At 67.7% G+C, this 18,809-nt stretch carries 10 protein-coding genes; 2 read left to right on the forward strand and 8 right to left on the reverse strand.

Annotated elements, in window-relative coordinates; translation table 11 throughout:
- Positions 1-30 precede the first annotated feature (30 nt).
- Both AC1GI4_RS08410 and AC1GI4_RS08415 read right to left on the reverse strand, forming a co-directional pair.
- Entirely contained in the window at positions 31-1,323 is a 1,293-nt protein-coding gene (locus tag AC1GI4_RS08410) for a sigma-54-dependent transcriptional regulator (protein ID WP_479629215.1), read from the reverse strand.
- Positions 1,320-3,086 (reverse strand): sensor histidine kinase, encoded by a 1,767-nt coding sequence (locus tag AC1GI4_RS08415; protein WP_479629216.1) that lies wholly within the window; start codon positions 3,084-3,086, stop codon positions 1,320-1,322. The genes AC1GI4_RS08410 and AC1GI4_RS08415 overlap by 4 nt, the downstream gene beginning before the upstream one ends.
- A 408-nt stretch (positions 3,087-3,494) precedes the next feature.
- Between AC1GI4_RS08415 and AC1GI4_RS08420 the strand changes: the two genes are divergently transcribed.
- Positions 3,495-4,799 (forward strand): MFS transporter, encoded by a 1,305-nt coding sequence (locus tag AC1GI4_RS08420; RefSeq protein ID WP_479630380.1) that lies wholly within the window; start codon positions 3,495-3,497, stop codon positions 4,797-4,799.
- A 180-nt stretch (positions 4,800-4,979) separates the two neighbouring features.
- Positions 4,980-6,401 carry an NAD-dependent epimerase/dehydratase family protein gene (locus AC1GI4_RS08425; protein ID WP_479629217.1) on the forward strand — a complete coding sequence of 474 codons (1,422 nt, stop codon included), beginning with the start codon at positions 4,980-4,982 and terminating at the stop codon, positions 6,399-6,401.
- A 142-nt stretch (positions 6,402-6,543) separates the two neighbouring features.
- On the opposite strand, the gene AC1GI4_RS08430 is transcribed toward AC1GI4_RS08425, so the two are convergent.
- The 6 genes from AC1GI4_RS08430 to AC1GI4_RS08455 form a co-directional block, all read right to left on the reverse strand.
- A complete protein-coding gene (locus tag AC1GI4_RS08430; protein ID WP_479629218.1) occupies positions 6,544-8,967 on the reverse strand; it encodes an alpha-L-rhamnosidase-related protein in 2,424 nt (807 codons plus the stop codon).
- The gene (locus AC1GI4_RS08435; protein ID WP_479629219.1) at positions 8,964-11,840 is read right to left on the reverse strand and encodes a glycosyl hydrolase; all 2,877 of its coding nucleotides are present in this window, start codon (positions 11,838-11,840) and stop codon (positions 8,964-8,966) included. The genes AC1GI4_RS08430 and AC1GI4_RS08435 overlap by 4 nt, the downstream gene beginning before the upstream one ends.
- A gap of 57 nt (positions 11,841-11,897) precedes the next feature.
- Complete coding sequence (locus AC1GI4_RS08440; RefSeq protein ID WP_479629220.1) at positions 11,898-14,108, reverse strand: glycoside hydrolase family 3 C-terminal domain-containing protein; 2,211 nt, start codon at positions 14,106-14,108, stop codon at positions 11,898-11,900.
- Positions 14,108-16,453, reverse strand: a complete 2,346-nt coding sequence (locus AC1GI4_RS08445) for a TonB-dependent receptor (protein WP_479629221.1) — start codon at positions 16,451-16,453, stop codon at positions 14,108-14,110. The genes AC1GI4_RS08440 and AC1GI4_RS08445 overlap by 1 nt, the downstream gene beginning before the upstream one ends.
- Before the next feature lie 178 nt (positions 16,454-16,631).
- Positions 16,632-17,846, reverse strand: coding sequence for a sugar MFS transporter (locus AC1GI4_RS08450; RefSeq protein WP_479629222.1), 1,215 nt, complete (start codon positions 17,844-17,846; stop codon positions 16,632-16,634).
- Positions 17,843-18,766 (reverse strand): amidohydrolase family protein, encoded by a 924-nt coding sequence (locus tag AC1GI4_RS08455; protein ID WP_479629223.1) that lies wholly within the window; start codon positions 18,764-18,766, stop codon positions 17,843-17,845. Before AC1GI4_RS08455 ends, AC1GI4_RS08450 begins: the two co-directional genes overlap by 4 nt.
- Positions 18,767-18,809 lie beyond the last annotated feature (43 nt).

The raw sequence follows: 18,809 nt of genomic DNA on the forward strand, positions 1-18,809 counted from the left end.
TCCGGAAGCTGGGGGCCGGGCCGACCGAAATCAGTTTGCCCGACGATGCTCGCTGGCATCCAGGCCGTATCGCTGGAGCCGGTCGTAAAGGCTGCGTTTCGACATGCCCAATGCGTCCGCCGCCATCGCGACATCGCCAGCGGCCTTTTGCAAGGCCTCCGAAATGACGGCGGCTTCGAACCTGGCAACCCGGTCGGCCAGCGGCAGGCCGGCATCGTCCCCGCCGGTGTCGGGCAAGGCCAGGACGGTCTGAACCGCGAAGTTGCGCAGCGCCCGGACATTGCCTCGCCAGGGATCGCTCATCAACCTGGCCTCGACCGTTGCGGTCAGCGGCGGGACCGGCCGATGAAACCGCTCCGCCGCGTCTTGCAGAAAATAGCTGAACAGCAACGGCACGTCGGCGCGGCGTTCGCGAAGCGGGGGAATGCGGACGCGGACGGTTTCCAGACGATAGAGGAGATCCTCGCGGAAGCGTCCGTCTGCCACCGCCTGGGACAGGTCGCCCTTGGCCGCCGCGACGATGCGCAGGTCGACGCTGCGCGGCGATCCGCCGCCGATGGGGGGAAGTTCCCGCTCCTCGATCACGCGCAACAGCTTGCCCTGTACCGCGCTCGACATGCTGTCGATCTCGTCGAGGAACAGCGTGCCGCGATTGGCGTCGTCGATCCGGCCACCCTGCAAACGCCCGCCGAACAACGCCTCGTCGGCGAGCTGGTCGGGCAGCGCGGCACAGTCGATCGCGACGAACTCGCGGCCCCGCCGTTTGCTCCAGCGATGCAGCATCCGCGCGACCAGTTCCTTGCCGGTGCCGGTCTCTCCCTCGATCAGGACATCGACCTCGACCTGGGCCAGTTGGCGCACCGCGTCACGCAGGGCGGACATGGCGGGCGTCGTGCCGAGCAGCGGGAAGTCCTCCTCGGCCGCGGGCAGCGCCGCGCGCAACCGCCGGTTTTCCAGCACCAGCCGGCGCGTCTCCAGCGCGCGGCGGACGCTGGCGACCAGATGGTCGGTCGCAAAGGGCTTGGCGATGAAGTCGAACGCCCCCCGCCCCATCGCGGCCACCGCCATCGCGATGTCGCCATGCCCGGTCATCAGCAGGACGGGCAGTTCGGGATCACCGGCATGGACCGCATCGAACACCGCATGGCCGTCCATGCCGGGCATCCGGATATCGGTGACGACGATCCCTTCATAATCCGCACCGATCTGGTCCAGCGCGATCCGCGCATCGGCATGGGGCTCCACCGCGATACCGGCGATGGCGAAGGTATCGGCGATGGCGTCGCGCAGGTCGTCATCGTCGTCGATCAGCAGGACCTTCACGGCGTCACCTCCCTTGCCCGCGCGACCGTCACCCGGAAGGCCGCGCCCCCCAGCGGCGAGGGTACGACCGATACCGTCCCGTCAAACGCCTTGATGATGTCGCGCACGATGCCCAGTCCCAGGCCCAGCCCCTCTGGCTTGCCGGTGACGAAAGGCTCGAAAATCTGGTCGACGATCGCCGGATCGATACCGGGGCCGTTATCGGCGACGGTCAGGGCGACCCGGTCGCCTTCGGCCGCGATGGTCAGGGCGACCTGCGGGGCGTCACGGCCCGCCACGGCATCGAGCGCATTCTGCAGCAGGTTGACCAGCACCTGCTCCAGCCGCACCCGTCCGGCGATCACGCTCGGCTGCCCGGCGGCTGGCCAGTCCAGTGCCACTCCGGCGGCGCGGAACTGGTCGCCGATCAACAGGCGCGTACCCGCGATCACCGCATCCAGCGGCACGGGTTCGACCGTGCCGGTGCCGCGCCGCGCGAAGCGCCGCATCTCCTGGGTGATCGCGCCGATCTTCGCGGTCAGTCCGATCGCGGTGTCGAGATTGGCGGCGACCCGGTCGAGCCTGCCGCCCGCCAGATGCGCGCGGGCATTTTCCGACAGGGTGCGGATGGTCGCCACCGGCTGATTGATCTCATGCGCAAGCCCCGCGGTGATCGAGCCCAGCGACCCCAGCCGATTGGCCTGTGCCAGCTCCTCGCGGGCGGCGCGGAAGCGCAGGTCGCTTCGCGTCCGCTCGGCGATCTCGGCACGCAGTTCGGCGGTTCGCGTCGCGACGGCGGCCTCGAGCCGGGCACGCTCGCGGGCGGCATCGGCGGCGCGGGTGCGCCGCCAGAGCAGGAAGGCGGCGATCAGCCCGCCGACCAGCGCGGCAATCAGCCCGATCAGCCGCGCGAGATTGGCCGCTTCGCGCAGGGCCGTGGCGACCGGCACGAGATGGACCAGCCGCCAGCCGGGCACCGGCATCGCCGCCGATCCCTGGATGGCGCGCACCCCGCTCGGCATGACCGCAGAACCGTCGCTCGACAGCGCGTAGCGGCTGCGCCCCAGCGGAGCGTCGCCGAACTGGGCGGCGCTCGCGATCGCTGCACGCTCGGCAGCGGTCAGGGGGCGCGTCGTGCGAAAACGCTCGTCCGGATCGGTCGCGAACAGGATGATGCCGCGCCCGTCCATGACCAGGGTCTGGCCGGGATCGGTACGCCAGATGCCGACCAGCTTGTCGAATTCGACCTTTACGACGATCGCGCCGTCGGGCCGGGCGGCGGACCCGATCCGCCGGGCGAGGAACAGGCCGGGGCGGCCGCTGACATTGCCGACCGCATAATATTCCGATGCCCCCTGCTGCAGGGCGCGCACGAAATAGGGGCGGAAGCGGTAATTGCGCCCGACAAAGCTTTCCCCGGTGGCGGCATTGGAGGCGGACACGGTCTCGCCCGCCCGGTCGATCAGATAGATGACGGGCGCGCCGGTTCGCTCGGCCAGGAGGCGCAGCTTGCCGTCCATGCGCCGCCGCGCGGCGGGATCGCCCTGGCGCAGCGCCTCGCCCAGATCATTATACTCCCCCAGCACCACCGGCAACAGCCGGAACTGCGCCAGATCGCTGGCGAACAGACGCACCTGCTGGGTGGCGACACGCCGCGCCTCGTCGCGCAGATCTTCGCGCGCCGCACGCTCCAGCCAGACCGAGGCCGCCAGCCAGGCCATCAGGCCCATCGCAATGGAAAACACCCCGGCCAGAATCAGCGGGAAGAGGCGGCGGGTGGGCATGTTTGCAGGATGCTGCAATTCGCCGTTCAATGCCATGCGGAATTTCGCACAGGGCGGCCGGACCCGCACCGGAGAATCCATACAACCCTTTATAACATAATGATTTTCATATATTTCAAGCGCCCGATTTACGCTGGCCCGGCCTACGCGCATCCTGTCACGGCACCGAAAAGATCGGGCGTGAGAGGATAGCGTGGCACGTTCCCCGGATCATGGCGGCAGGTTTTCGGCCCTTGGCATTGCCACCGGCGGCACAGCGCCAGTCCGTCCCACCCTCTCCACCCCTGACGCATGTCCGATAGCCGGGGCGGCATCCAGCCGCACCGGCCTTCCGACCCTTCAAGGCGATTTCCAATTCCGAACATGACAACGAAGCATGATGGGAGAGACGACATGACGACGAAGCCCATGACACCCCCTCGGACGGCCGCCATGCCGCCCAGCACCAATGCCCGGCTCAAATCGATCATCGGCGGATCGACCGGCAATCTGGTCGAATGGTTCGACTGGTATGTCTATGCCGCGTTCACGCTCTATTTCGCGCCGCATTTCTTCCCCAGCGACAACCAGACCGCGCAGTTGCTGAGCGCCGCGGCCGTGTTCGCGGTCGGCTTCGTCATGCGGCCGATCGGCGCCTGGGTGATGGGCGTCTATTCCGACCGTCATGGCCGCAAGGCGGGCCTGACCCTGTCGGTGACGCTGATGTGCCTGGGCTCGCTCATCATCGCGCTGACCCCCGGCTATGCCACGATCGGCGTGATGGCGCCCGCGCTGCTGGTCATCGCGCGCCTGATGCAGGGCCTGTCGGTGGGCGGCGAATATGGTGCCAGCGCGACCTATCTGTCCGAGATGGCGGGCAAGGACCGGCGTGGCTTCTTCTCGTCCTTCCAATATGTCACGCTGATCTCGGGCCAGTTGCTCGCGATCCTGCTGCTACTGCTGCTCCAAAGCGTCATGGACAAGCCCGCGCTGGAGGAATGGGGCTGGCGTATTCCGTTCGCAGTCGGCGCGGTCCTGGCCGTCGTCGTGTTCCGCCTGCGTCGCGGCCTGGCCGAGACCGAGAGCTTCAAGAACGCCAAGGCGACGGATGCGCCCAAGTCGGGCTTCCTGGCCCTGCTGCGCCATCATCCGAAGGAAACCGCGCTGGTCATGCTGCTGACCGCCGGGGGTACGCTCGCCTTCTACGCCTATTCGATCTACATGCAGAAGTTCCTGGTCAACACCTCGGGCTTCAGCAAGGAAGCCGCGACCCAGATCAATGCGGTCACGCTGTTCGTCTTCATGCTGCTCCAGCCGGTGGCCGGTGCGCTGAGCGACAAGATCGGGCGCAAGCCGCTGATGATCGCCTTCGGCATCTCGGGCGTGCTGTTCACCTATCCGATCTTCACCGCACTCCAGCATACCAAGGATATGTTCACCGCCGGGCTGCTGGTGATGGCCGCGCTCATCATCGTGACGGGCTATACCTCGATCAACGCGGTCGTGAAGGCCGAGATGTTCCCCGCCCATATCCGGGCGCTGGGCGTCGCGCTGCCTTACGCGCTGGCCAACACCATCTTCGGCGGCACCGCCGAGTTCGTCGCGCTGAAGTTCAAGGCCGCCGGATGGGAGCAGGGCTTCTACTGGTACGTCACCGCGATGATCGGCATCTCGCTGATCGTGTACCTGCGGATGCGCGACACCCGCCGGGACAGCCTGATCGCCGAGGACTGACCCGCAAGCGCCATCGTTTCGGGAAATGGTCCGGTTCAAGAGCGCATAGCGACCGGGAAGACCATTTCGGATCATCGAAACGACGGCGCGTATGCCAATCCGTCGGGATGACGATGCCCGATTGCCTCCCTGCGGATAAATTAGTACGCATTCGTTCGATTACAAATCGGATGGGGCGGCATGATGACTTCTGGGCGCAAAATCGTATTCCTGACCGGCGCGACCGGCAATATGGGGCGGGAGGCGATCCGGCGGCTTCATGCCCGCAACGACGTGACGGTTCGCGCCCTTGTCCGACCGCAGGAAAAGGATCACCCCGTCGTGCGCGCCATGGTGGCGCGGGGAACCGCGTCGATCGTCTGGGGCGACCTTACCGACTATGCCTCGATCGAGGAGGGAGTGCGGGGTGCGGACATGGTCCTGCATATCGGCGGCCTGGTCTCTCCCCTCGCCGACAATATGCCGCGGGACGTGGTGACGAAGGTCAATGTCGGCGGCGCGCGCAACATCGTCGATGCGATCGTCGCCACCGGCGGGGCCGAACGGGTCCGCCTGGTCTATATCGGCACCGTCGCCCAGACCGGCAGCCGCAACGCGCCGATCCATTGGGGCCGCACCGGCGATCCGATCAAGATCAGCGCCTATGACCATTATGCCGTCACCAAGACCCAGGCCGAGGCGATCGTCGCGCAGAGCGGCATCCGCCACTGGGTCTCGCTGCGCCAGAGCGGCATGGCGCATTACGACATGTGGCGGATGTTCGACCCGATCATGTTCCACAATCCGGTCAACGGCGTGTTCGAATGGTCGACCGCCAACGACAGCGGCCGATTGATGGCGGCGGTGTGCGACGATGCAGTGCCCGACCATTTCTGGCGCGGTTTCTACAATATCGGCGGGGGCGCGGGTTCGCGGGTGGTGAACCATGAATTCATGGCCGCCACGATGCCGCAATATCGCGCCGTCCTGCGCCCGCACTGGTTCGCGACGCGCAATTTCCACGGGCAATGGTATGCCGACTCCGACCGGCTGGAGGCGCTGGTGCCGTTTCGCGAACAGTCGATCGACGATTTCCATGTCGAGGCACGCCGCCGCATGCCCGCGATCGTGCGGCTGGTCCCACGCCTTGCCCCCTCGCTGGTGCGGCGGCGGATCGAAGGACTGGCCAGGGGGCCGGGCGGATCGCTGCGCTGGTTCGCGGAGAACGACACCGCCAAGATCGACGCCTATTTCGGATCGCGCGCCGCCTGGGAGGCGTTGCCGCGCGACTGGGACGCGATGCCGCTGGCCCAGCCCTCGCGCGAGCCGATCCTGCTCGATCATGGCTATGACGAGAGCAAATCCGCCGACCAGTGGCGCGCCGACGACCTGCGCCAGGCCGCGGCGTTTCGCGGCGGCCATTGTCACGCGACGGGCGAGGTCGCGCCGGATCGCGCGGTGGAATGGGACTGCGCGGCCGGGCATCGCTTCACGATGACCCCGAACCTGTACCTGCGCGGGGGCCATTGGTGCCCCACCTGCATGATCGACCAGAGCAGCTATGCTGCCGAAGCCGATCGCAATCCGTTCTTCGCCCAGGTCTGGAACGAGGAGCGTTCCTAAAGAAATGACTTGAGATGCCCCCCCCTTCAGGGGAGGGGCCGGGGGTGGGGCGCTGCCGCAAGCCGGGGGTTTAAGGCGAGGCCCCACCCCAACCCCTCCCCTGCAAGGGGAGGGGCTCGATCAATAATCGATCCGCCAGCGCTCAGCGGAGCGGCAGGCGCAGCCGCGTCGTGGTGCGGGTCAGCGGATAACGCTGGCCCGCCCATTCGAAGACCCCCGGCAGGCTCGCCGGGCGCGTGATGTCCGCCGACAGGCGTCCCCCCGCAATCCGATAGCGCACCGTCACCGGCCCCGCCGGGGTCGCCGCCGTGGCATCGACCTGCTTCAGCGTCCCCAGCGCCGGAGCCACCCGAACCGAGGCATAGCCCGGCGCGCCCGGCCCGATCCCCGCCACGATGCCGAGCAGGTCGGCGCTCGGATGCGCGCTCCAGGCATGGCTGTCCGAGCGCGTATCGCCGCGTTCCTCGGGCCAGGTCGTGTAGTTCAGCTTGAGCAGGTCGCGCCAGGTGTCGAGCAGCGCCAGATAGCGGTCGCCCTGCCCGGCATGGACGAACGCCTGCGCCAGATACCAGGCGAAATAATAGCTGGTGGTGAACATGCCCTCGGGCGCGTCGATCCCCTTGCCGGGTGCGACGATGCGGTCGAGGATGCCGCGCGCCTCTTGCGGGGTGGCGACATCGTACAGGATCGCTAGCGCGTTCATGTGCTGGCTGAAGGCATTGCCATCGGGATTGTCGGCGAACAGCCCGCGTCCCGCGACCCAGCAGCGCTGGCGGATCGCCGCCTTCACCCGATCCGCGAGTGCGGCATCATCGGCGGCATGGGCGGCATCGCCCGCCACCGCCTCAATCTGCGCGCCCTGCTGCAACGCGCCCAGCCACGTCACGCTCATCAGGCAGCTTTCGCCATTCGCGTCATAGGACGGAAAGCGCGTGCGGTCGGTCGCGGGCTGGCCGACCCAGTCGATGAAGTTCCACTGCGGATTCTTGCCCAGCAGGCCGTCCGGCTTCTGCCACGGCTTGTACCAGTCGAGCACGCGGCGCATGCGCGCGACGTTGCGGCGCAGGACGTTCGTGTCGGGCTGGTGCATCCGCCAGTCGTCGAGCATGCCCACCCACAGCAGCGAGAAGGGCGCGATGACGTTGGGCACCCGCTGGGGATAGGCGCCGTCCATCAGGCCGTTTTCCACGTCCGAGCTGGCGAAGATGTCGATCGCCTGTTCGGCGAGGCGCGGGTCGCCGCCGACCGCATAGGAGATCAGCGCCTGCAACCGGGTGTCGCCCGCATATTGCAGCTGCTCCCAATAGGCGGTGTCCATATAGGTTTCGTGCGCGTCGATCCGCGCGGTGCGCCAGCCGATGTCGAAGATCGGCTTGAGCGTCGGATCGTCGGCCGTAAAGCGCCCGACCTGCTGGAACGGATAACCGGTCTCGAACGCGCGCATCCCCTTCAGGACCAGGGGCTGGTCCTTCGTCTCGACCGCGATCTCCGCGAACCGCCATGTCCGCCACCACAGCGACTGGAAGGTCCTGGCGTTGCCATCGGGCAGGAAGGTGTCGTGAATGCCGAACACCTGGCGATCGCCGATCAGCGCGCGGTCGCCCTTCTTGCGATTGGCGTCGTACAGCGCCTCGGACCAGGTGACGGTGACCTTCGCCCCCGCCCCGCTGCTCACGTCGAGCTGGGGATAGGCCGACACCATGGCGTCGCGCTGGATCAGCAGGCGGACCTTGCTGTTGGCCGGGACGGTGACGGCGCGGGTCGGGAATGCCTCGCCCCCCGCCAGATCGGTACGGACGACCTTGCCCGGTATGGTCGGCGCATAGGTCTGCGGCGGCAGGCGATCGGCGACCAGCGTGCGCTGCGCCGCGTCGGGCGCGGCGACCGCATCCTGCCATCCCTCACCCCGCTCGGTCGCGCCGGTCCAGTCGAAATCGGCCTTGGCGGCGTCGATCGTCTCGGGTTGTCCCGCGACATAATACCAGCCGCCCTTGATGATCTGTCGCCAACCATTCTCGAAGCCGTGCCCGGTATCACGGCGGACCCGCCAACCCGGACGGTCGGTCGCGATCGCGCTGGCCGCGCCCTCGCCGACCAGGCGGAACCCGGTCGCGACCGATTGCTGGAACGACGGCGCGGTCTGGGTGAACAGTGCCGCACCCTCGGCGTTGCGGCGTTGCTGAGGCGTCGGGTCGGGCGGGAGCTTCAGCGGCTTCACGCCGTTCCACACCACCGCTGCGATCACGTTACGGCCGCGCGTCAGATAGGGCGCAAGGTCGATCGCTTCTTCCCGCCAATGCGCGACGTCACCCGTCGACGGCCCCGCCGCGACCCGGCGGCCGTTGACATAGAGGATGAACCGATTGTCGGCGGTCACGCGTACCGGATAGCGCGATGGCTTGGCCGACAGGTCTATCGTACGGCGGAAATGCAGCACTACGGGGTTGGCCGTCGCGGGGGTATCCGCCTGCGTGATCCAGCCATTGGCGTTCGACTGCGCGGTCGCCGGATGCGCGATGCAAAGGGTCGAGGCCACCAGTGCCAACGACAGGGATTTGCGGATCATCGTTCGATCTCCAGGGTGACGGGGCCGACCAGCCCGGCGGGCACCGGCTTCAGATTCTTGTACCCGCCCGCATTGGGGTCGATCATCGCGTTCTGCGGCGTATTCGCCACCGTGATCGCTAGGTCGTTGTCGCCCGCGCGGACGGCCTTGGTGACATCGATGCGGAACGGCGCGGTGATGGCGGGCGGCAGGGTGCAGCCGTTGACGGTGACAATGGCCATGTCGTGGACCGCGCCCAGGTCGAGCATGACGCGCTGCCCCGGCTTGAGCCAGCCCGCCTCGACCCGAATCGTGCGGCGATATGTGCCCGTCCCGGCAAAATGCGCCAGTTGCGGCATCGCCCGCCAGTCGCCGAGCGAGACGGTGCCCAGCGACGCGCTATAGGGTTCGCGCCCGCTATGCCCCGACGCCGACAGCGCCCAGCCATCGGCGGGCAATGGCTGCCGCTCAAGCACGGACGGTGCGGCGACGGCCTGGGGACGCGTCGCCGGATCGCTGACCAGCAGCGCGCTCGCCCCCGCCGCCAGCGGCAGGGTGATCCGCGTGCCGCCCTGCACCCCCCGCGCGTCGACCGGCGTCACGCTGCCGTCCATCGCGTTCCAGCGGGCGACGCCGCCCGTCACCGGCAACACCATTCCCGCATCACGCGGCGCATCGGCCAGGTTGTGGACGAAGGTGACCAGCCGCTTGCCGACCTTGCGCTGGACATAGACCAGGCCGGACGGATCGCCGCCGGTCCATTGCAGGTTCGCCGGGATCGCCAGCGTGCGCAGCGTCGGTACGACGTCGCCCGCCGCCACGACCCGCGCGCCAGCGGCACGCGCCACCGCGATCGCCTTCACCACGCGCGCGTCACGCGCTGCGGCATCGTGCAGCCCCTCATCGCGTGACGGCGCCTTGTCCGTGAAGATCACGGGCAATCCGGCCTTGGCGAAACCGGCGATCCGTTCCGCGGTCTCGGCGCGAATACCGTCGAGCGGCGGCAAGACCAGCGCCGGGTAGCGCGCGCCGCCCTTCGACACGAGCATGCGGCCCTCGACACGGGCGCCCTCGATGGAATCGGGATTGATCCGGTCGAAGTCATAGCCGCCGCCGAGGAACGCCTTTTCCGCCTGCTGCTTGCCCGCACCCGCATCCTCGATGCCGACATAATAGCCGGTCTGGCCATAGAAATAGGCGACCGGCACGACCGGCGTGCCCTGCTGCAACACGGCCTGCGTCCGGGCGAGATAGCGGGCCAGCGTCGGCACGCCGCTCCAAATCGGATTGCTCTGGGTGAACATCGTGCTGAAGCCGAGCCCGAACGGGCTGGGCTGGAAGGCATGCCAGCCCGGCCATTTCGGATCGGACAGGCGATAGTCATGGCCATGCAGGATCAGGCTGTTGACCCCGCCCGCAAAGATCAGGTCGGCGCGGCGACGCAGTTCGTCGGGCGTCACGTCATAGGGGCGGTCCTTCCAGACCAGACTTTCCGCCGACACGATCGGATGGCCGTACAGATCGGCTCCGGAGCGGGCGAAGCGCATGAAATAGGGGTCGCCGTCGTGGACGAGGTCCTCGGTCTCCGGGATGTCGACGATGCCATAACCGCGCACGATGTCGATCGCGCCGCCATGTGCCTGGAACTTGGCCTTCAGCCCGTGCGCGTGGTTCCACGCGACGAAGGGCTTGAGGAAACCGTCGAACATCAGATCGGAGACGGTGCGGCGATAATCGGCACGGACGCGGTCGGCGGTCGTGTCCTTCGCGTCGAAATAGGGCGGCGACCAATGCTCGCCCCAGGCCTGCATCCAGCCCGGTTGCAGCGTGAAGGGCAGATAGGGCGTCAGGTCATAGCCGCGCCGCTTGCGAAATTCTTCCAGAAAGGTCCGCCCCCAGGGCAGGTCCTGCATCAGCTCCAGGCTGTCGACAAAGGTCGAGCGGATGCCGACCGGATTCTTGCCCAGCGGATCGCCGACCCGCGCGGCGTGCGCGGCAAAGGCATTCGGGTCCATGTGATCGAGGATCAGTTGCGGCCCCTGCCCCGCCGACCCCAGCACGCCCACATTCGAGGCATAGCGCTTGAACACGAACACCTGCCAGGTGCCGGGCGGCGGGGTCCAATCGAGCGTGCCGTCCGCCTTCAGCCTGTCGGTGAGGACCAGCGTATCGCCGGTGGCCAGCGTGCCCGGCTTCACCACATCCTCCCAGGGATAGAGAACGAACCCGGCGGTCGGCCCGGCGGGCTTCAGGTCGGGCGCGGTGCCGCGCATCGCCACCACCGCGACGATCCCCGCCTGCGCGTCCATCCGCGCGGGCCAGTCGGCGACCTTGGGGTCCTTCACCCGTGGATCGAACATCGACAGCGCGCCCAGCCGCTTGGTCCGCGCGGGGATCGCGACCTTGACCGGGCCGGTGCCGCCGCCCGTCACCTGGGTGCGCGCCATGGTCAGTTCGACGAACGCCTTTTCCGGCGTGATCGCAAAGCCGCCCCCCGACGGCCAGGCGGAACCCAGCGTATAGTCGAGGTCCATCCCCCGCGCCTTGGCCGCCGCCGCCGCGACGCGGACATGCGCGAAGAAGGGCAGCTCGGCATAATCGTTGACGTGCGCCTTTTCCTCGGGCGACAGGTTCGCGAAATTGGGGCCGAGCGCCTGGATCTCGGCGCCTGCGAACCCCGCCTCGTCGAGCAGCGCGATCTCACGCTGCAGCTCGGCATCGGTCACCGCGCCGCCCGGCCACCACCAGCGGAAGCGCGGGCGCGCCTCCTTGGGCGGCGTCGCGAACCGCTGTTCCAGCGACGCTTCGCCTTCGCGGGCCATGGCTGGCACCGCCGCTCCGGACAGGGCGCTGGTCGCGATCAGCGCGACCAGCAGGGTGTGACGAAGCGGCATGAGTGCCATCCTTTCCAATATGCGGGCCGACCGATTGCGCGCTGGTCGGCCTGTAATTCAGGGTTTCAGCGTCATCCGGGACAGCTTGACCGTCCCCTTCAGCACCGGATCGGTCGCCGACCGCGCTACCTCTATGCCGACGGTCTCGGCGGGCACGACCCAGCGTTGGGCGCGCGTATCGAAGTCGCCGATCACGCGGGGATCGACCGTCACCGACACGGTCTGCGTCTCGCCCGGCTTCAGGAAGGGCTTGCCCCAACCCACCAGCCGCTTCGCCTTGCCCGGACGGGTCAGATAGACCTGGGGCACGTCCGCCCCCGCCCGCTGGCCGCTGTTGGTGACGGTGAAGCGGATCGTCGGACGCTGTCCGCCCGTCACCTTCAGCCCGCCATAGCGGAAGCTGGTATAGCTGAGCCCGTAGCCAAAGGCGTAGAGCGGCTGCGCATTCCGCCTGGCGAACCAGCGATAGCCGGCATCCGCGCCTTCCGGGAAATGCACCTCGAACGGTTTGGCGCTGGCCATCAGGCCATAGGTCGCACGCGTGGCCGCGTCAGCGGGCCCGGCATCGCCACCGGGCAGGACCGGGTTAGGCAGTTGATCGAGGCTGGCGGGGAAGGTGACGGGCAGGCGACCCGACGGGTTGACCGCGCCGGTCAGCACCCGTGTGATCGCCTCGCCGCCGCGCTGTCCGGGGAACCAGGCCGCGACCACGGCGGCCACGTCCTTCTGCCACGGCATCGCGACCGGATTGCCGGTTTCCAGCACGACGATCGTCTTCGGATTGGCCTTGGCCACCGCCGCGATCAGCGCGTCGCCATTGCCGTCGAGCGACAGGTCCTTCTGGTCGGCCGCCTCGGTCGACCACTTCTCGCCGAACACGATCGCCACGTCCGCCGCCCGTGCCGCTTCCGCCGCCGCGACCGGATCGTTGCCGTCGACAAAGGTGATCTGCGCATCGGGGCGCGCGGCCTTCAAGGCGGCGAGCGGCGCGGTGCCGCCATAGCTGCGCTTGGCAAAGGACGCCACGCCCGCCCCGACCTGTCGCTCCTCCAGCGTGAAGCCGCCGACCGGCCGGACCTGGCTGGACCCGCCACCCGACAGGACGCCGATATCGGCATGACCGCCGATCACCGCGATCCGCCGTGCATTCGCCGTCAGCGGCAGCGCGCCGCCTTCGTTGCGGAGCAGGACGATGCCCTCCTCCGCCGCGCGCCGGGCGACCAGGCCGTGCGCCTCATAGTCGATCGGGGCCCCGGCGGTGACCGGGTGGTCGACGATGCCGCTGGCATACATGCTGCGCAGGATACGCAGCGCGGCGGTATCGACCGCCTTTTGCGGGATGCGGCCCTCTTCGACCGCCTTGACCATCAGCGTCGAGAACCACGGCTTGCCGTCGATCTGCTCCCCCGATTGCTGATCGAGGCCGTGAACGATCGCCTCGCTGGAATGCACCGCCCCCCAGTCCGACATGACGAAGCCGGGAAAGCCCCAGTCGCGGCGCAGCACATCGTTCAGCAGGAAGGCGTTCTGGCAGGCGAAATCGCCGTTTACGCGATTATAGGCGCACATCACCGAATGCGGGCGCCCCTTTTCCATGCCGATCTGAAACGCGAGCAGGTCGCTTTCGCGCATCGTCGCTTCGTCCATCACCACCGAATGGACGTTGCGCCCCGTCTCCAGGTCGTTGACCGCGAAATGCTTGATCGTGCCGATGATGTCGTTCGACTGCACCCCGGCGATCTGCGCGCCGACCAGCGTGCCCGCCAGCAGCGGGTCCTCGCCCAGATATTCGAAGTTCCGCCCGGCGCGCGGGTCGCGGACCAGGTTCACGCCGCCGACGAGCATCGTGTTGAAGCCCTTGGCGCGCGCCTCGCTGCCGATCATCGCGCCGCCTTCGCGCAGCAGCTCGGGGTTCCAGCTCGCCGCCTGCGCCATGCCCGAGGGCATCGCGGTCGCGACATCGCCCTCGCGCAGGTCGTTGAGGTTGGACACGCCCAGGCTGGCGTCCGTCTCGGTCAGGTTGGGAATGCCCAGGCGCGGCACCCCCATGATGATCCCCGCCCCGATCGGCACGCCTGCGGGCCGCTTGGCCACCGGCAACAGCGAAGGCATCGGCCCGTGGAGAAGGCCGATCTTCTCCTCGGGCGTCATCTGCGCCAGCGTACGCGCCGCCCGTTGGTCGGGATTGCCCGCATCCTGTGCGGCGGCAGGCATCGCAGCGCCCGCCAGCAGGAGGGCGACGCCCGCGACAGCCTGCCGCCGCATCATCAGAACCCCACCCGGAAGTTGAGGCCGAATTCGCGCGGCCTAACCGCGGTGCCCACCGAATAGCCGGTCGGGAAGGCGCTATAGTCGACCTGGGTCGATCCGCGCGTCGTCAGCACCGCGACATTCGCCAGATTCTTGGCGAAGACCGAGAATTCATAGGCGTCGTTGGGCCCGCGCACGCCCAGGAAGACGCTGTTGTTCAACAGGTCGCCATATTTGACGTTGATGAACGGGTCCTCGCGCTTGGGGACGTAATTGGCCAGGCCGCGAACGAACAGCTCGCGATTGCCGCTGACCGGCACGCGATATTCGGCGTTGACGCTGACACCCCAGGGCGCCTGGTCGCTCAGGCGGCCGTTGAGGCGGCAGAAGGCGACGTTCTGACCGACCGGCACGCGCTGCGCGCCGTTCGAGTCGGGGATGCCGTCGCCGTTGAAGTCGTTGCACGGCGCCTGCGCGTTCTTGAACTTGGCATCGTTGTAGGTCGCGCTCAGCCCCAGTTGCAGCTGCGTCCCGATCCGGGTCGACAGCGTTCCCTCGACACCGCGGATACGCGCGTCGCCGTTGAAGGTGAACGCCGCATTGTTGTCGACCACGCCGTCCTTGTTGGTCGACACCGCCAGATAGGAGTTGGTGTAGGCCAGGTAGTTCTTGAAGTCCTGCTGATAGACCGCCAGCGTGAACTGCACCTTGCGGTCGGCGAATGCGCCCTTCAGTCCGATCTCGTAATTGTTCGAGGTTTCGGCCTTGGTCACCAGCAGGCTTTCGTCCAGCTTGGCCGTCGTGGTGTTCAGGCTGCCCGGACGATAGGAGCGGCCATAGGTGGCATAGGCGGTCAGGTCGCGGCTGAACTCATGCCGGAAGCTGGCGCCGCCGGTCAGCTGGCGGAAGGTGCGGTCGCGGTTCGCGGGGCTGACGCCCGAGCTGACGATCGGATTCGGGCCGAGCAACGCGCCGCTCAGCGTCTGGACGAAGTCGGTGCGGACCTTCGTTTCCTGCCAGCGCAGACCGACCTGGATCTGATCCTGGCCCGTGATCTGGAAACGATGGTCGGTGAACAGCGCATAGGTATCGACCTTGCTCGGCACCACGACACCGACGTCGAGCTTGGGCACGAACTGCGCGGGCGTGCCCGGCGGCACGAACTGGAACAGATACTGGTCCTGTCCGACATTCGTGTTCGACGTGCTGTGCTCGTAATAGCCGCCGAACAGGAAATTCCAGAAGCGATTGCCCTGTGACGTCAGGCGCAGCTCCTGCGAGATCTGCTCGCTGTTCGTCTGGAACGACTGGTTCTGCGAAAAATTCGGGATGCTGCCGCCATAGGCGATGTCGTTGACGCGCCCCTGGTCGATATTCTGGTAGCCGCCGATATAGTTCAGCGCGACGCCGCCGAGATCGAGCCCGGCCGCCAGGCTGACGATATGGCCCTTGTAATTGTAGCGCCCCGGCTTCGTCACCAGCGCGGAACGATCGCCGGGCGTCAGGATCGGGTTCGTCGTCTGCCCCGGCAGCGTGAACAGCATCGGGCTGGTGAGCGTCCGGTTGTTCAGATACTGGTAGGTCAGGTCGAAATGCAGCTGCGAGGTCGGCTGGAAGGCGACGCTCAGGCGACCGCTCTCGGTCTTGTCGCTGTCACGGTCGCCGGTGCGCAGATTGCGCACGCCGATGCCGATGTTCCGGTCGAACAGCCCCGCGGCGCGGACGGCGAGCACGCCGGGAATCAACGGTACGCTGACCGCGCCCTGCGAATTGATCCCGGCCTGCGTCGTCAGCGTCTGCTGGAAATAGCCGTCGACCTCGTTCAGGTCGGCGCGGCGGGTCGCGATCGTGATCGCGCCCGACGGCGACGTACGCCCGCGCAGCGTGCCCTGCGGCCCGCGCAGCACCTCGATCTGGCCGACGTCATACAGCGCGCGGAAGGCGCTGCTCGCGTCGAGCGGGGTCTCGTTGAAATAGATGTCGACGGTCGGCGACGTGCCCGAATTGGGGTCGAACCCGACGCCGCGCAGGGTCACCGAGTTGGTCGTCGGGTCCTTGGCGGTCAGGCTGAGGCCCGGCGCCAACTGGTCGATTTCGGCGAAGCTGCGCAGGTTGAGCTTCTGGATGGTGTCGCCCTGCACGACGTCGACCGACTTGGGCACGTCCTGCAGGCGCTCGGCGCGCTTGTTGGCGGTGACGATGATGTCGCCGACGGCCTGTTCGCTCAATGCGGGATCGGCGGTCGTCGACGGCTCGACCGGCGTTTGCCCGGTGGTCGCACCGGATTGCGCCAGCGCCGGTGCCGCAAAGGCGGCGACCAGGACGATGGCCGACGTGGAAGCACAAAAGCGACGAAGCTTCATCATCCCCTCCTCATTTCGTTTCATTTTATGAGATGCGATCCTAAGCGGTGGACCGCCCCTGTCAACGAAATAGATCGAGTGCGTACGATTAAGGCTTAGGAATTTGAAAAGTGATGCCGAAATGCCACGCGGACCAAGGCGGCGGGCGACCAGCGGCCGCCTGCCGCCTGGCCTGGTCTCATCGGATGCGCGCGCCTCGCCAGCCGTAGAGCGCGACGATCGCGAAGGCGACGGCGGGCAGCAGGAAGGCCGCAGGGGTGCCGAAGCGTTCGCCGATCAGCCCCATCGGATAGGGCAGCAGCACGCCGCCGCCGATCGCCATCACCATGAACGAAGCGCCCCGCTTGGCCGCGCTGCCCAGGTCGCGCACGCCCAGCGCGAAGATCGTCGGGAACATGGTCGACATGAAGAAGAACACACCGACCATCGCCACCAGCGACACCTTGTCGATGCCCGCCGCGACGATCAGCGTCAGCACGACATTGATCGCGCCGAACGTCGTCAGCAGCGTGCGCGGGCTGATCCGGGCCAGCAGCGCGGTCGAGGCGAACCGGCCCAGCATGTACGTGACCAACGCCAGCGACAGCAGATAGGCGGCCGAACGGGGCGTCAGGCCGTTCCAGGTCGTGATCGCCACGTTGATGAACAGCGCGCCGATCCCAACCTGCGCGCCGATATAGATGGCCTGGGTCAGCACGCCGTAGATGAAGTGCGGCCGTCGCAGCGTCGCCTTCGTGCCGGGTGCGTTATGCGCCTCCTCGGCGATCTCGGGCAGCGTCACGCGCGACACGAACAGCGCAAAGACGATGATCGCCGCGCCGATGACCGCGTAGATCAGCCGGACATTGTCATGCCCCCCGCTGGCCGAGCCGCTTTCGGCAAAGAACAGGGTGCCGCCGATCAGCGGGCCGATAAAGGTGCCCAGGCCGTTGAACGACTGCGCCAGGTTCAAGCGCCGCGATGCGCCCTCGGCGGGCCCGAGCACGTTGACATAGCTGTCCGCCGCCGTCTCCAGGCAGGCGAGGCCCGAGGCGAGGACGAACATCGATCCGACGAACGGCGCGAACTGCCCGATCGCGGCCGCCGGAATGAACAGCAGCGCCCCCGCCGCCGTCACCGCCAGCCCGATCAGGATTCCTGCCTTGTACCCCAGCCGCTGGAGCAGCAGCCCGGCAGGCAGGCTGACGACCAGATAGGCGCCGAAATAGGCGATCTGCAGCCAGGTCGACTCGGCGGTGCCGACGTGCAGCGTGTCCTGGAAATGCTTGTTGAGGACGTCGAGCAGGCCATAGGCCAGCCCCCAGATGAAGAAGAGGCTGATGGCGAGGGCGAGCGCGGTGCGCAGCACGCGCGGCGACACATCCTCGGCGCGGACGATTTGGGGAGGCTTCATTGCACGTCTCCAAGGATGGCGGGGTCGATATGATAGAGGCGGCAGGCATTGCCGCCCCAGACGGCGCGGCGCTCCGCCGGGGTGAGGTCGCCGATCGCCTCGGCCAGGGCGCCCATCACGGCGTCGAAGCGGCCGAACAGCCGGTCGGTGGGAAAGTCGCTGGCGGCCATAACGCGGGTCACGCCGAACATTTCGATAGTCTCGGTGACGAACCGGCGCACCAGCGCGGCGTCCCAGTCGCGGCGGATGAAGCCGACGCCCGACAGCTTGACCGACACCTGCGGCAACCGCGCCAGCGCCGCCATGCCGCGGCGCCAGTCGGCGAGCCCTTCGGGATCGGTCAGCACCGGCATGCCGAGATGGTTGACCATGACCGGCACGTCGGGATGGCGCTGCGCGATCCGCGCGACGGCGATCATCTGCGCCGGATAGCATTGCAGGTCGAAGGACAGGCCATGGTCGGCCAGTCGCGCGAACCCGGCCGCCCAGCGATCGGTGCGCGTCAGGTCGACCGCGGTATAGCTGCGTTGCGGATCGGGATGCCAGTTGACGATATGGCGAATGCCGCGCACCCGCCCGTGTTCGGCATGACGCGCCAGCAGCCCGTCGACATGGGGGTCGGACAGGTCGGCAAAGGCGATGATGGCGTCGGGCAGGCCCGTCCCGGCCGCCAGCCCCTCCAGCCACCGCGTCTCGGCCAGCGCGTCGTCGGGATCGGCCCCGGCATCGACATGCACCGCGCCGACGACCTTCCACCCCGCCGCCTCGGCCCGGTAGTCGCCGGGCAGATAGGTGCGTGCGATGCGCTCGACCGACCCGTTGGGGCCGTCATCGGCGAAGGGCGGTTGGAGCCAGGGGTAACGGAGATGCGCCAGATCCCAGAAATGGACATGGGCATCGACGAACGGAACGTCGTGCATGATCCTCTCCTTCCGCCGCCCGGTATTCCGGGTCGCGCGGCCA

It is taken from the genome of Sphingomonas sp. 77B (genome assembly GCF_056497825.1).